This is a genomic window from Nostoc sp. C110, assembly GCF_043099725.1.
Classification (GTDB): Bacteria; Cyanobacteriota; Cyanobacteriia; order Cyanobacteriales; family Nostocaceae; genus Nostoc; species Nostoc muscorum_A.
Map to the genome: position 1 here is coordinate 1055026 of NZ_CP171148.1, position 15940 is coordinate 1070965.

General features: G+C 39.4%; 13 protein-coding genes and 1 tRNA gene. 11 read left to right on the top strand and 3 right to left on the bottom strand.

Going from position 1 to position 15940, the window contains the following annotated elements; genetic code table 11:
* Positions 1-18: 18 nt before the first annotated feature.
* From ACFFRD_RS10295 to ACFFRD_RS10335, 9 genes are all read left to right on the top strand, one after another.
* Positions 19-100, top strand: a tRNA-Leu gene (locus ACFFRD_RS10295).
* Between the two features lie 976 nt (positions 101-1076).
* Positions 1077-2144 carry a response regulator gene (locus tag ACFFRD_RS10300; protein WP_392481368.1) on the top strand — a complete coding sequence of 356 codons (1068 nt, stop codon included), beginning with the start codon at positions 1077-1079 and terminating at the stop codon, positions 2142-2144.
* A gap of 68 nt (positions 2145-2212) precedes the next feature.
* Entirely contained in the window at positions 2213-2590 is a 378-nt protein-coding gene (locus tag ACFFRD_RS10305; RefSeq protein WP_012411883.1) for a response regulator transcription factor, read from the top strand.
* 4 nt (positions 2591-2594) lie between these two features.
* A complete protein-coding gene (locus tag ACFFRD_RS10310) occupies positions 2595-3092 on the top strand; it encodes a chemotaxis protein CheW (protein WP_012411884.1) in 498 nt (165 codons plus the stop codon).
* A gap of 60 nt (positions 3093-3152) precedes the next feature.
* On the top strand, positions 3153-5981 hold the full coding sequence (locus ACFFRD_RS10315) for a methyl-accepting chemotaxis protein (RefSeq protein WP_392481369.1): 2829 nt from the start codon (positions 3153-3155) through the stop codon (positions 5979-5981).
* Between the two features lie 126 nt (positions 5982-6107).
* Positions 6108-9143 (top strand): response regulator, encoded by a 3036-nt coding sequence (locus tag ACFFRD_RS10320; RefSeq protein WP_392481370.1) that lies wholly within the window; start codon positions 6108-6110, stop codon positions 9141-9143.
* 266 nt (positions 9144-9409) lie between these two features.
* Entirely contained in the window at positions 9410-9850 is a 441-nt protein-coding gene (locus tag ACFFRD_RS10325) for a hypothetical protein (RefSeq protein WP_392481371.1), read from the top strand.
* 69 nt (positions 9851-9919) lie between these two features.
* Positions 9920-12841 (top strand): HEAT repeat domain-containing protein, encoded by a 2922-nt coding sequence (locus ACFFRD_RS10330; protein ID WP_392481372.1) that lies wholly within the window; start codon positions 9920-9922, stop codon positions 12839-12841.
* Positions 12842-12878: 37 nt separating this feature from the next.
* The gene (locus ACFFRD_RS10335) at positions 12879-13064 is read left to right on the top strand and encodes a hypothetical protein (protein WP_392481373.1); all 186 of its coding nucleotides are present in this window, start codon (positions 12879-12881) and stop codon (positions 13062-13064) included.
* Positions 13065-13305: 241 nt separating this feature from the next.
* On the opposite strand, the gene ACFFRD_RS10340 is transcribed toward ACFFRD_RS10335, so the two are convergent.
* The 3 genes from ACFFRD_RS10340 to ACFFRD_RS10350 form a co-directional block, all read right to left on the bottom strand.
* Positions 13306-13677, bottom strand: a complete 372-nt coding sequence (locus ACFFRD_RS10340) for a DUF5615 family PIN-like protein (RefSeq protein ID WP_392481374.1) — start codon at positions 13675-13677, stop codon at positions 13306-13308.
* Positions 13674-13904: a DUF433 domain-containing protein gene (locus ACFFRD_RS10345; RefSeq protein ID WP_392481375.1), complete on the bottom strand. Its 231-nt coding sequence runs from the start codon at positions 13902-13904 to the stop codon at positions 13674-13676. Before ACFFRD_RS10345 ends, ACFFRD_RS10340 begins: the two co-directional genes overlap by 4 nt.
* 278 nt (positions 13905-14182) lie before the next feature.
* Complete coding sequence (locus tag ACFFRD_RS10350) at positions 14183-14467, bottom strand: DUF427 domain-containing protein (RefSeq protein WP_392481376.1); 285 nt, start codon at positions 14465-14467, stop codon at positions 14183-14185.
* A 582-nt stretch (positions 14468-15049) separates the two neighbouring features.
* Between ACFFRD_RS10350 and ACFFRD_RS10355 the strand changes: the two genes are divergently transcribed.
* Complete coding sequence (locus ACFFRD_RS10355) at positions 15050-15277, top strand: hypothetical protein (protein WP_392481377.1); 228 nt, start codon at positions 15050-15052, stop codon at positions 15275-15277.
* 108 nt (positions 15278-15385) lie between these two features.
* Entirely contained in the window at positions 15386-15757 is a 372-nt protein-coding gene (locus ACFFRD_RS10360; protein WP_392481378.1) for a hypothetical protein, read from the top strand.
* The last annotated feature ends 183 nt before the right edge of the window (positions 15758-15940 follow it).

Below are 15940 nucleotides of genomic sequence, written 5' to 3' on the forward strand. Positions count from 1 at the left end.
GTATGATAGTAAACTGATGCGGATATGGCGAAATTGGCAGACGCGCTAGATTTAGGTTCTAGTTCCGAAAGGAGTGAAGGTTCAAGTCCTTTTATCCGCATATTTAATAATTTGAATTGCCTTATCTAGGCTGGTAGTTATACTGTACAGTGATTAATTTTTTTGTCGGTGACAGATTATTGTCATTAAGACAAACTAGTGGTCTGTCCCATTAATTTCGCTAGGTTTGTAGTAAGCACTTTAGTGCTTGAATATTTGAGGACTAAAGTCCTCACTACAAGCGTATTTACCCCTCAAATTTAATGGGGCAGACTACTAGTTTTGCTTTTAAACTTAAGTATTTTCTAATATTTCCTCAGCACAAATTACAGATCCCATTCCTGATTTTCCTGTAAAAAAAATTATTGATAGCGCAGATAATATCATCGAAAGTTCTCACGATGACGCAGTTATAGAATGGAAAACTACTAATCCTGCTGCTAATACTTTTTCTGGAACTTTTCGAGAAATTCTGCTGGTAAGGCTTCCGCAGCATCTACCGAGGTATGAACAGTGAAATAAGACATACTACTATCTCTGTTCATGAAATTAAAACATATAAAAAAATCAATTTATTATTATCAATAAACCAGTATTATTACTGTGGTCAAGTTAAAGTAACTCGATACAAAGTGGCTTCATCTAGCGTTTATCTCCTTCAAAAATAGAGCTTACTTCAGTGTAAATACATAAATTCAAATATATCACTATCTACAAAATCAGTATTATTCCTGTGGTCAGATGGGGGTTACTCAATGGAAAGTGGCTTCATCTAGTCTTGACATTTTTATGTCTTATTCTCGCCAGATGTTTATCAATCTCAGTAACAGTAAGTAAATTAATAACGATTTATGAATTTACTAAGATTTACTCATCTGAAAATAACGCTACTTTCGTTGAGTTTTACCACAAACCTAGATGTAAACTGATGTACTTTAAAATACAAAAGTTTGATGCTTTTTAGCTGATTTCAATTGTGGAATAACTCTATACGAATTTAGCCAACACGTATCGAATTTAGCTGAAGTAAAAGCAAAATGAGCACAACTCCTATAGGTAGCTACAGGTTGTTCCAGAAACTACATCCACTATCTCTGTTGGCACAATTAACCAGCCGCCGTGCTACAGGGTGCTTAAGCATATTTACTGGAATAGTTTCTTGGTCAATTTATCTAGAGGACGGTAAACTTACTTATGCCTCCTATTCAGATAAACTGTTTGAGCGGCTTGACAGTCACTTGCGACGCTTAAGCCAGCAGATTCCTGCTCTCAACAGCGCCATTCGCGTGCAAATGCGGCTGATGTTTGAGACGAAGAATGAACATCAATCAATACCCAATGCGGATTACCAAGCTATTTGTTGGTTAGTCAATCAGGACTATATTACTGCTGTGCAAGCAGCAAACCTGATAGACGAATTGGCAAAAGAAGTACTGGAATCATTCCTGTGTTTAAAAGAAGGTAGCTATGAATTCAGCCCGGAAAGCTCTTTGGATGAACTACCAAAGTTCTGTCGCTTGGATTTGCGGTTACTTGTTGAACACTGTCAAAGACAGTTAAGAAATCGGCAAAATATCCAGTCATCAATTCCGTCTGGTGCAGGTTCTCAAGTTTTATCTAAAAAACAACCATCTCAAATTCAGCCACCACTACAAATAAAACTTGGGCAAAAGTTGCCGATATCAATCAACTTTGATATTCCTGAAAATAATAAAACTAATCAACTACCTGCTGCCAAAAAACTATATACAATTGCCTGCATTGATGATAGCCAAACAGTTTTAAATTCTATTAAACACTTTTTGGATGAAAATACATTTTCTGTTGTGATGATCAACGATCCGGTGAAGGCTTTAATGCAAATTTTGCGGAGTAAGCCCGATCTAATTTTATTAGATGTTGAGATGCCAAGCTTAGATGGTTATGAGCTATGTTCTTTATTACGAAAACATTCAGCTTTTAAACACACACCTATCATTATGGTGACTGGTAGAACAGGATTTATCGACAGAGCAAAAGCGAAAATGGTTAGGTCATCAGGATATTTGACTAAGCCTTTTACACAATCAGAATTGCTAAAAATGGTTTTTAAACATCTTGGTTAATTTTAGTAGCAACCAATAACTATAAGCAAATTTAATCGCCTTAATTTCTTTTTTAGGAGATTTATATAGTGAGTCTAACTTTACTTGGCACAATTCTGATTGTAGAAGATTCTCCCAGTGAATTGGAATTAATGAGCCATTATCTCAAAGAGAGTGGTTACAACGTAATTAAAGCAAGTGGTGCAAAAGAGGGTTTAGAAAAAGCTGTGTTAGAAAAACCAGATGCGATAGTTACTGATGTAGTAATGCCAGAGATGAGCGGATTTGAATTGTGTCGTTCTCTGAGAAGAAATCCGATTACTGCAAAAGTGCCGATTGTGATTTGTAGTTCTAAAAACCAAGAAATTGACCGTTTATGGGCAATGAGACAAGGTGCAGATGCCTACATAACTAAACCTTACACCCGCGAACATCTCCTACGTACTATTAAATCGGTGGTAATTTGAATCAATGACTAGTACAAACATTACACTTCCTTTAAAACCAAATCAAAATAATTTAGCAGATAGTTATCTAAAGTTTCAGCTAAATCAACAGACTGCTGCTGTTTTATCAATGAAGCATACGCAAGAAGCAATTCTTGTACCTATTGAATCTGTAACCTCAATGCCTAATATGCCCACCTGCATATTAGGATTAATGAATTGGCGGAGTCGGATAATTTGGGTAGTTGATTTACCAAGAATGCTAAATTTAGAATCTCTAGATTATCGACTGCGGCAATACAGTACGATCGTTATCCAAGTGGAATCATTGGTACTAGGTTTAGTTGTGCAAGAAATCAAAGGTACAACTAAGTTCATTGCTGATGAGATTCATTCTCCTATAGGACAAGTGGCATCCAGTTTAGTTCCTTATTTATGTGGCTGCGTTGTCCAACAAGAAGAAATCTTGCTGGTATTAGATGCACAGGCAATTGGGCAGTCTTCTATTCTCCGCAGTGATTAAAATGTACTACTAAAAAGGATTTTTAGTGTTGTTATTCACATAGTTAGGAGAACTATTTTTATGTTTAATAAAACCAACACAAATCAAGGTAACAGCGCTCAAAATAGAGCATCGCTAATTTCATCGCAAAAAATAACTAGTGGTGTCATAAAACTACCAACTAAGAATAGTAGCGGAACTGCTAATAATTCTTCGCGGAATCAGGCTTTTGCCTTTTTTACAAAACTCGGATTGGCTAAGAAGGCGACTATTTTAGCGATCGCAATCGGTACAATACCAGTCTTGGGCATTGGTGCGATCGCTTTTACTTTTGCCAACAAGTCCATTACTAAGCAAATTACCCAGTCTCAACAAGCTGAAGCAATAGGGTTAAGTGATAAAATCAACCGTTTTATATTGGGACGCTACGGAGATATTCAGGTAATCTCAAGTTTGCCTTTTTTGACAAGTCCCCAAGGTAGTGGAAGTACCAGCAATTCACAAAAACAAGCAGTTTTAGATCGAATTGTCGAAGCTTACAAAGCTTATGACAGCGTGGCTGTTTTTGATCGTCAAGGTAATTTAATTGTCCAATCCACAGGCGAACCTCTGGATAATCAAAAAGACCTTACCTACTTTCAAGACGCTTTACAAAAAGATACTCCTATCATCAGTAAACCGGAAGCAGTAAAAAATACTGGTGTAGTGAGTATTTATATAGCTGCACCTGTGAAAGAGAAAAGGACGGGTCAAACCATTGGCGTGGTAAGAGCGCGCCTACCTGTAACATCCTTACAAGAAGTCATCAAAAACTACGTAGCCAATGGACAACAATACCAGTTGCTTGATGCTTCAGGAATAGTTTTCTTGAGTCCTCAAAAGGGATTATTGGGGAAAGAGGCAAAGGGAGAGTATGCTAATTTACCTAAACTGCTGACAGCAAACAAGGTAGATAGTTTTATAGATGTTCCTAAAACGGACAAAAAACAAAAATTAGTCAGCTACGTACCAGCCACCAAGCTAGATGGCTTACCTGATTTAAACTGGCAAGTACTTTTGTCTACAGACACTGCAACTGTATTTGAGCCGCAAAGACAATTGTTGTGGACTATAGCCGTCGGTACAGCACTGACAGCATTGATTGTGGGTGCGATCGCATCTTGGTTAGCTAAACTTACTACACTGCCAATTCTCAATGCAACTGCGGCATTAACAAAGCTTGGTCAAGGTAAATTCAATACCCGTGTGGAAATCGAAAGGGAAGACGAATTAGGGGTATTGAGTGCAAATATCAACCTGATGGCCGAACAATTGCAGGTCTTAGTTAAAGAACAGGAAATAGACGTTGAAGGGGCAAAATTATTAGCAGATATTACCTTACGAATTCGGAAAAGTCTGAAAACTGAAGATATTTATCACGCAGCAGTGAAAGAAGTTCAGCAAGCGCTAAAAACAGACCGAGTAATAATTTATAGCCTGAATCCAGATAATCGGGATGGCGTTGTTGTTGCGGAATCGGTAACTGGTAATTGGCCGGAAATGCTTGGAGTGAAAATCGACGATCCTTATTTTCGGGAACGTTATATAGAAACCGAGCGTGATGGACAGGCGCAAGCAGTTGCAGATATTCATCAAGACCAAAGTCTGAAAAATGCCAACAGTTACATTCGACTATTAGAAAAATTTGCCGTCAAAGGTAATTTGGTTGTACCAATTCTTGCTCAAGAAAAACTTTTAGGCTTATTAATTGCTCATCATTGCGAAACTGTGCATGTCTGGCAACAGCCGGAAATTGACTTATTTCAACAGATAGCAACTCAAGTCGGCTATGCCTTAGAACAAGCCAAGTTGTTAGAGGAAATAGAACAAGTTAGAAATATTGGAATCACCGATTCTGATGATGAACGGCATCAAAAAGAAACACTGCAACAACAACTTTTAGAACTACTCAACGACGTAGAAGGTGCAGCCAGAGGCGACTTGACAGTACGTGCAGACGTGACGGCTGGAGAAATCGGGACTGTTGCCGACTTTTTCAACTCAATTGTCGAAAGTCTCCGCGATATTGTTACCCAAGTTCAAAAAGCTGCCACCCACGTTAATACTGCCATTGGCTCTAACGAAGGAGCAATGCGCCATTTAGCAGAAGAAGCACTTACGCAAGCTGCCGAAATCAACCGTACCCTAGATGCTGTTGACCAAATGACCCAATCCATGAAAGCCGTAGCCGAAAGCGCCGAAAAAGCTGCTTTCGTTGCCAATCATGCCGCTAACACTGCTACCAAGAGTGGACACGCGATGGATTTGACAGTACAAAATATCCTGTCTTTACGGGAAACTGTGGGTGAAACAGCTAAGAAAGTGAAACGTTTGGGAGAATCTTCGCAACAAATTTCCCGTGTAGTTTCCTTGATTAACCAAATCGCCATTCAAACTAACTTACTAGCCATTAACGCCGGCATTGAAGCAGCGCGTGCAGGTGAAGAAGGTCAAGGTTTTGCCGTAGTTGCTGAAGAAGTCGGTGAATTAGCAGTCAGGAGTGCCGCAGCAACTCAAGAAATTGAACAAATTGTTGAAAATATCCAACGAGAAACCAGTGAAGTGGTTCAGGCGATGGAAATAGGCACTACCCAAGTGGTTGAAGGGACTCTAATTGTGGAGGAGGCTAAACAAAGCCTGAGTGAAATTTTGGATGTATCGCGTCAAATTGACTCCTTAGTACAGTCGATTTCTACTGCAACTGCATCTCAAGTTGAAACATCACAAAGTGTTAGCCAATTGATGAAAGATATTGCTGCTATATCACAACGTACCAGCGATTCTTCTCGTCAAGTTTCCGAATCTCTACAACAAACGGTGGAGATTTCTCAACAGTTACAAGAGACTGTCGAGGCTTTCAAAGTTAGTTAATTTTGTCATTTGTCATTTGTCCGTTGTCATTTGTCCGTTGTCATTTGTCCTTTTACTAATGACTAATGACCAATGACTAATGACCAATGACTAATGACCAATGACCAATAACTAAGGACAAAAACCATGTTACAAGACAAAGAATTAGAAATCCAGATGCAGTTTCTGGAAGAAGCAACTGATTACTTAAATACCTTAGAAGGGGTATTGCTGGAAATTGATACTAGTAACCGCATTGATTTAGAGAAAATCAATGCTGCACTCCGAGCCGCTCATTCTATTAAAGGTGGCGCGGGGATGATGGGATTTAAATCGCTAAGTCATTTATCCCATCGTTTGGAAGATTCCTTTAAAGTTTTAAAAACGAAAAAAAATTCTCTAGAAATTGACACCCAGTTGCAAAGTTTATTGCTATCTGGAGTTGATTGGCTGCGTCAGATTGTCGAATTGCTTGCAGAAGGAAATGTTGTTGAAGATGCGTGGTTAGCAACCTTTTGTTACCCGGTTTTTGATGAGTTGCACGATCGCTTAGGCGACCCCACCCCAGAGGATGCCTCATCCATGCTATCCCCAGAGGATGGACAAGACGTTATCCCCTTGCTATTTGCCACAGAAGTGGAAGAGTGTTTGCAGCGCCTAGAATCTATATTGGCAGATAGCGAACAGCCCGGATTGCATGAAGAAATTGTGATCATGGCAGCTGAATTGGGCGGTTTGGGTGAAATGCTCCAGTTGGCAGCTTTTACCAAGCTTTGTGAGTCAGTAACGCAGCAATTGGACACGGTTAGCAGTTCGCGCATTCCTGAAATTGCCCAATTAGCATTGCAAGCATGGCGGCGATCGCAAGCTTTGGTGCTGACAAATCAACTAGATAACTTACCTACAGAACTTGATTTTGCTAGTTATACGCAATCACCGCTACTATTACCAGCAGCAGAAGTAATACCACAGCTTCCTATCGCACACATAGATATTGCCCTGCCAGAAGCAGTGCCAACACCTGTTTGGCAGCCAGAAAATACTAGAGAAAATTGGACTAATGATGAAGCGTTGGCGCAGCCTAGCGCAGGTATCGCTGCTAATTTTACATTTGTAGATCCAGAATTTGCCGATGATGTTAATTCTATCAATGTTACAGAGCAAAATCCCATATTTGCTAGAGAAAATAATCCTGCCGATGCTAAATCTAGCGAAGGAAAAGGAGAGTCAAATGGCGTTGTTAAAGATCGGGAAATTCATGAAAATAGCGTTCGAGTTCCCAGTAAACAACTAGAGCAAATTAATGATTTATTTGGCGAACTGATTGTTCAGCGAAATGGCTTAAACTCGCAACTAGAAAGATTACGCAAACTTGTTCGGAATCTGAACCAGCGAGTACAAGTTCTCGACCGAGAAAACCAGGATTTGCGTATAGCTTATGACAAAATTTCTACTCAAGTGCGATCGCCATCTGAAAATAGTGACCAAACACAAGGTATACACAGAGAATTTGATGCCTTAGAAATGGATCGCTATAACGATTTAAACCTGCGATCGCAGGAAGTTATGGAAACCATTGTTCAGGTACAGGAAGTTACAACTGATGTGCAACTCAGTGTAGATGATACAGACCAAATTGCTCGTAAAATCAACAAAACATCCAAACAGTTACAGACAAAATTAAATCACATCCGAATGCGGCCACTGTCCGATTTGACCGAACGTTTTCCTAGAGCCTTGCGCGATTTAAATGTAGAGTATGGGAAAAATGTTCAATTAAAAATTGAAGGCGGCAATACTTTAATTGAACGCAGTATTTTAGAAACATTAAATGAACCTTTAATGCATCTCTTAAGGAATGCTTTCGATCATGGTATCGAAGACTCTGGCACTCGTCGTCTTTTGGGTAAACCAGAACAAGGATTGATTGAAATTACAGCTAGTCACCGCAGTAATCGCACCCTGATTACCATCCGAGATGATGGTTGGGGGATTTCTCTAGAGAAAATTCGCACCCGCGCTTTAGCGATGGGATTGGATGCTTCTCTACTCGCTAATGCTAGTGATGAAGAACTATTATCACTAATTTTTGAACCAGGTTTTACCACCTCCGAGCAAGTTACAGCATTATCTGGTCGAGGTGTCGGCATGGATGTAGTTCGTAACAATCTCAAACTGATTCGAGGAGATGTGAAAGTTGATACGGAACCAGGAGTTGGTACTACTTTCACCCTATCAGTACCATTTACACTTTCTGTTGCGCGAGTTCTGCTAGTAGAAATCAACAAAATGCTGTTGGCATTTCCTACAGATGTCATTTCAGAAATATTCTTACTCCAACAAGAGCGAGTTTTCCAAATGGCAGGTAGCGAAGTTCTAAATTGGCAGGGAACCATGCTGCCACTGATTCGCTTAACTCCTTATTTAGAGTTTAATTGCCTGCGCTACGATACTTCAGAATTAGAAACTCCGGCAGCAATTAATGCTAACAGTGTATTAGTAGTCAAAGGGAATAATCAGCCAGTAGCAATTCAAATAGATCGTTGCTGGGGTGAACAAGAAGTTGCTATTCGCCAAGTTGAGGGAAATATACCTTTACCGGAAGGCTTCAGCAACTGCACAATTCTCGGTGATGGTCGAGTAGTACCACTCGTTAATGTCAATGAATTGCTCTATTGGATTGCAACAAATCGCCGTACTCCTAAAGGTATTCAGTTACCATCAGTAAGATTAAAAACACCGTTCCTAATATTTGATGAAAATAAAATATCAGCAGCATCCGTTAAGCAAAAAGGCACAATTTTAATTGTAGATGACTCAATTAACGTTCGCCGCTTTTTAGCTCTGACTCTTGAAAAGGGAGGTTATCAAGTAGAGCAAGCTAAAGATGGTCAAGATGCTTTAGAAAAACTCCATAATGGATTGAGAGTTGAAGCGGTAATTTGTGATATTGAAATGCCTCGTCTTGATGGCTATGGCTTTTTAGGTAAGGTTAATTCAGACGTTGATACAAAAAATATTCCAGTTGCAATGCTGACTTCTCGTAGCAGCAATAAACATCGGCAACTAGCGATGCAATTGGGGGCACGGGCTTACTTTTCTAAACCTTATAACGAGCAAGAGTTATTGCAAACCCTGGAGGAGATAATTCGTAATGTGGGAGAAAAGGCAGCCTCTAATTAATAATTCATAAGTTGAAACAAGAATGCGACAAAAAGACTATTTGTAGAGACGCGATTCATCGCGTCTTTACCCAAGGATGTGTTGTACGATAAAAGCTACTGGCAAAAATTTGGGTTTTTGAGACGTGATAAATCGCCGTCTCTACAATTGTTTTGGTTTGCTCTGAACTGTATTGATTGATATCACTAAGAATCGCCTAGCTTTTTCGTGATACTATTTGTGTCAATTGAAATAATCTCTACATTAACTCAATTTGTAGTGAATTTATGGTAACTGTAACGCTGACGGCTGTTGCAACTGCGATCGCAACTACACTTTGGACTAAAGCACAGGAGAAAATCGGCGAAAACCTTGGTGATGCTACATGGACGCTAGGTGGCAAGTTAATCGGATTACTCCGCCAAAAGAATAAATCGCCATTACTCACCAATGCTGTAGAGGGAAATGAACAACAGCCTTTAGATTATGGTCAAGCAGTGCTAGAACTGAAAGCAGCAGCAGACGCAGACCCAGAAATTGCTCAAGCTGTTGTGGAAGTGGAAGCAGCAGCAAAAGCAGAACCAAAACTCACTCAAAAAATTCAAGAAATCGAAAATACCCTCAAGTCTCAACAGCCAACCATTCAAAATCTGACGCAGCTAGCAGAAAAAATTGGGGTTGTAAATCAAGGACAGATAAATAACCAAACTAATAACTTCAACTTTTGACTACAGTCGTCTCAAGGGGAGAATGGGACAAAGTTAACTCCTGATGACTGGCGTGAAGTCTGCTGTGAAATGCTTGCAGAACGGCGATCGCTGACTACAAATCCTTTAACATCAACTGAAGGGGTCGCCCTACAAGTTGATGATGTTTATGTACCACTGGGATTAGTTGAGCGCAAAAAGCCATCCAAGCCTCAAGGTGATATTTCTCCAGAACAGGGGTCAGAACTGTACAAAGAGACAGAAATCACCAAAACGTTTAAGCATAATGATTTTCTTGAAGAAGTTCTCAAACAGAAGAACACGCCTAAAAGTCAAGGTAAGCGAATTGCAATTATTGGCGAACCAGGAGCAGGAAAGACAACACTATTACAGCAGATTGCTGATTGGGTATCTCGTGAGATTCACCAATCCATTGTCATTTGGGTATCTTTAGCAGATTTGCGAGAGAAGGAACTAAAATCTTATCTGTTTGAAACTTGGTTGACTCAGGTAGCTGAGAAAATAGGTAAAGCTGAAGTCACTAAGCAACTGAAGGACGATTTTGTTGCTCTATTTAATCAAAATAATGTGTGGTTGCTGTTAGATGGATTAGATGAGATGTCCACATCTTCAGGTAATCCTCTGACAGAAATTGCCCGACAATTTCGTGAAGCAGGGTTAATTTCTCAAGCGCGAATTGTGCTGACTTGTCGGGTTAATCTGTGGGATGGTAGCAGTAATGCACTTAATGATTTTGATACCTATCGCAGTTTAGATTTTTCTTATCCACAACAGGTAGAGAGATTTATTGACAAATGGTTTACTGCTATTCCCGAAACTGGGAAGCAGTTATGTACTGCGTTGAAAGAATCAGGTAAAGAACGGATTCAGGATTTAGTGAAAAATCCTCTGCGCTTGACGCTGCTGTGCTTGAATTGGCAATCAGGAGATGGCAAATTACCCGATACTCAAGCGGGACTCTATCAGCAATTTGTTGATGAGTTCTACAAGTGGAAAAAAGAGGAAATTCCTACAACACCTCAGCAGCGTCAGCAACTCAATGTCAAACTAGGGGAATTAGCTAGAGAAGCCATAGATAAAAAAGCAACCCGTTTTCGCTTGCGGCAGGATTTTGTTAGTCAGTTTTTGGGAGATGTTGATGATAAAAATTCACTGTTGAAATTGGCACTAAATCGCGGCTGGGTGAACTGTGTAGGGATAGATACAAATAGAAAACCTGTTTACGCTTTCTTTCATGCCTCATTTCAAGAATACTTTGCTGCTAAGGCAATTGATGACTGGCATTTCTTTCTTAACCATGTTCCCAAAAATCCCAGTCAAGGAACTTATCGCATCTTTGAGCCGCAATGGAAGCAACCGTTTTTACTCTGGCTTGGGCGTGAGGATCTAGCCAAAAAACACAAGCAAGCGTTTATTATGGCTTTAATCAATTTTAGGGATGAATGTGGAGTATGGTTTTTTCAAGATCAAGTAGACAAAAGTTTTTATGAGTATCGAGCGTATTTTCTAGCCGCAGTAGGAATTGCCGAGTTTAGGAATTATTCCAGATCGGATGAAATAGTAGCCCAAATTGTCAAGTGGACAATTGAGGGTCTACGTTCAATTAATGAGCAAGCTAGATCAGCACTGCAACAAACAGACCACACAAAAGTAATTGATGCCTTGATGCAACTATTGCATTCAACAGATGTGTTTGAGATTACCCGTTGCCAAGTGGCAGAAACTTTAGGGGAAATCGACCCCGGCAATAAAAATGCGATCGCCACTTTGGTGCAACAGCTTCAATCAACTGATAAGTATTATGAAATTACCCGTTGGCAAGCAGCAAAAAGCTTAGGCACAATCGGCACTGGCAACGAAAAGGCAATTGCCGCTTTGGTAAAACTGTTGCAATCAATAGATGTCCATCAGGATATACGTATACAGGCGGCAAAAAGTTTAGGACAAATAGATCCTGGCAATAAAAATGCAATTGCCATTTTGGTAGAACTCCTACAATCAAAAAATCTGCACAAAGACACACGTATGCAGGCAGCGCATAGCTTACAAGAAATTGGTACTGGCAATAAAAACGTAATCCTCGCCTTAACCCATCTGCTGCAATCAAAAAATCTGCACAAAGACACACGTATGCAGGCAGCATATAGCTTACAAGAAATTGGTACTGGCAATGAAAATGTAATCGCCGCCTTAACACATCTGCTGCAATCAACAGATTTAAATAAGGACACCCGTTGGCTGGTGGCATATAGCTTACAAGAAATCGGTACTGGCAATGAAAATGTAATCGTCGCCTTGACCCATCTGCTGCAATCAACAGATTTGGATGAGGACACCCGTTGGATGGCGGCATATAGCCTAGCAAAAATCAGTACTAGCAATGAAAATCAGATCGCAGCTTTGGTACAACTACTAGAATTAAAGGATATGGATCAGGACAGGCGTACCCTGGTACTACAAAATTTAGTGCAAATCGACTCTGGTAATCCACAAGTGATCGCAGCCTTAGTGCAACTGCTGCAATCAACTACTATGGATGACTCCACCCGTTGGCAGGCAGCATCAAGCTTAGGGGAAATCGACCCTAGCAATGAAATTGCGATTGCAGCCTTAGTGCAACTGCTGCAATCAACTACTGTGGATAACAAAACCCGTAGGCAGGCAGCATATAGCTTAGGGAAAATCGGCACTGGCAATGAAATTGCGATTGCAGCCTTAGTGCAACTGCTGCAATCAACTACTGTGGATGACGAAACCCATTGGCAGGTAGCAGATAGCTTAGAGGAAATTCTACAGGATAATGAGCATCGTTTTGAGGTGGTCAAAGCCTTAAGTGGTTATTTGCAATTAGATAATAATTGCTACAGTATTATATGGAAATGCGCTCAGAATATGCCTTACCCCGATTTCTATAAAGCTTGGCATCACCATAATGTTGCTACTCGTGCCATGCGAAGCTTAAAGAAAATCCTTTTCACAAGAATAATTTAAGTATTTTTGCAGCAGGGACATTACAAATTAAGTTCCCGTGGTAACTACAGCTTGTGCATTCGTTACCAACACAGAAGCGGACGTTAAGAATAAAGTTGTTGTCGTTACCACAGCTTGTGTATTTGTTACAAACACACAAGCTGACATTACTAATGAAGTTATTGTAGTTACTACAGCTTGTTCATTTGCAGCAAACGCTTATGTTGTTGTTACTACAGCTTAAACAAAACTTATATATGAAGTTATTGTAGTTACTACAGCTTGTTCATTTGTAGCAAATGCTTATGTTGTTGTTACTACAGCTTAAACAAAACTTATATATGAAGTTATTGTAGTTACTACAGCTTGTTCATTTGTAGCAAATGCTTCTATTGTAGTTACTACAGCTTAGGCAAAACTTATAAATACAAGTCTTATATTATTAATAGCGCAACTCAGATTCACAACGTAGTCAAAGTTCCCGGCTATTCACGTCTAATTGGTAAAATACGCACCCTAGATTGAGCTTGGTCAATAGTAACCAATGCACCTGACTCTAGTAACGACTCAAACTGATTCAAGGCTAAAATGACTAAATTTTCGATACTGTTTGGCAAAATATCCTGAGTGCGAACTTGAATTACACTGGGGGTATCAGCACCCGTTGCAGCCAATAAAGTACCGAAGTCTAAATGGTGAGTAAAGACAATATAACCGTTAGTTCTTGCCCACTCCATAATAATTGCATCTTTCTCACGGGGGTTGCCAATGGTAGACCAGTGGACAGACAAAATATTGTACCTCTGAAAAACCGCAACCCAATCAGGGGAAAGGTTCATATCAATCAAAATTTTCATGCACTTTTTAGAGGAACTTCAATTTCTTCAACTCGCCATGCAGCATAGGCAAGTGCCTCATAAATATCAGGTTCTTCGAGGTAGGGATATGCTTTGAGAATATCGCTATTGCTGTGTCCAGATGCCATTAACCCAACAATAGTACCAACAGTGACACGCATTCCTCGAATGCAGGGTTTACCACCCATCACTTCTGGATTGCGGGTAATTCTGGTGAGATTTTGCATAGTTGTTGCCTCGCTGTGTGGGGTTATTAGATTGAGGAATTAGAAATAGTTACGTCCATTTTTTCTATTATCTGACCTTTCACGTTAACCATTAGATGTAGATTAGGTGAAGCCCAGCACAACCCAACATGGATTTTGGTGTTAGGTGTCTTGCGATCGCTAAATAGTTTAAAAGACTGTGGAGGTTGACACAAGTCAACCTCCACAAAATTTTATTTGATGATTGCTGTAAATACTAAATCAATTTTCTGAAACTAAAATACTCCCAGCAACCTTAATTAAGCCTCTACTTTTACACCCTTCCAGAAGGCCACATAACCTTCAATATTCTTAGCTTTCTCCTTGGTGCTTGGATAGTACCAAGCAGCATCTTTGTTGATTTGTCCATCAACTTCAATACTGTAGTAGCTAGCGACACCTTTCCAAGGACAAGTACTGTGGGTATTACTGTCTGTGAAGTACTCCTTGTTAATCGAGTCAGCAGGGAAATAATGGTTGTTTTCCACAACTACGGTATTATCGCTCTCGGCTAAAACTGCGCCATTCCAAATTGCTTTCGGCATAAGTGAGTTTGCAAATAAACTATACACTTAACATTTTGACACGATCGGCTTATTTATTTTATCCTCCTGAACGCCTAACTTAGACCAGAGTCCATCTAACCTCAAATCAATAATCAATAAGGTTTATAGAAAATTTTGCAATGCCAGTATTAATTAGCATCACTTTTGTTTATCAAATTAAAAATTAAAAGTATTTGCTTCTATCGGAAAGATTTCTTAGCATATTGGTATGGAAACTTAAGTAGCTAAAAAAGGTTGGATTTCAGTTTATAGCCAAAAGTAAAAAATCTCTAGAAGGAAAAATCGTTATTACATATATATGAGCGATCGCACCTTTTATAATGGCTAGCAAACAAGATATTTGATTTGGTGCACTTTTACATTTTCTAAGTTTTTACTTACTAAATCTTTTACAAATTTTCAACTCCTGAGAGTGGGGTTAATTTGACTCGGCTATTTGGTGTAATTAACAAATCAAGCTATCAAATAAACTGAGTGAAAAATGTTGAGATTTATAAAAAAGCAGCCTCTGCAACTAAATAATACTGACTGGTGTACTTCGTGTTAATTAAGGATAACTGTATGAAAATTCCAAACTTGATAAATTCTGCACATCTTGTTGCTTGGATTAATTATATGCCTAAAATCACTAGTGTTCATACAGCCAATAATCAAAAATCTGGCGCATCAATTAACACGTTCGTAAACTCTGACGTTTTATCTAGCTATCCAAAGAATGTAAATTCTATCAAATCATTTGATACTGCTTTTATTGCATATCAAATAATGGGACTGAGTAATTTTGATTAAATAAGATTTTGGAAGATAGGAACTGAATATCAAGATCCTAAGATTACTAAAAAACAGGATTTCGTTACTAAATAAACTAATAAACTTAGTTCAATTGAGGAAAGAATTATGAAACTAACAAATTTGATAAATTCTGCATTTGTCGTTGCCTGTATTGCTTTTGTACCTGGAATTGTTGAGGCTCAAACAGTTAATAATAGTGGCAGACAAATCAACACAGATTCGCAAAATGCCAGCTATCTTCAACCTTTCAATGTTGCTTTTCTAGCTTATCAAGGTGCTTTCAGAGAACAGGGTATTCCCAGTGCAGGTACTTTGCTGTCTGAATTCCAAATAGGAAACCTGACAGCAAAAGATATAGTGCAAGCTGCTATCAAGGCTAATAAGTTAACAACGCAAGTTTTGAACGATCGAGGTTATGTTAATGCGGTCGAATCACAGGTGACATCAATGATCAATGGTAATGATATAGGTAGCTAAAGATGAGTAAAAAAGCAGGGGAGTAGGGGCAATACTTGTTGGTTAAGGGGAAAAGGGGAAGGTGGGGTCCCCTCTGGGGATAAGGGGCGGGGGAAAAGGGAAAGAAAAAACCTTTACCCTTTAACCTTTTCCCCAAATCCAATTCCGAGTTAAAAATGCTTAACCGAGCAGTATTGGGAGCAA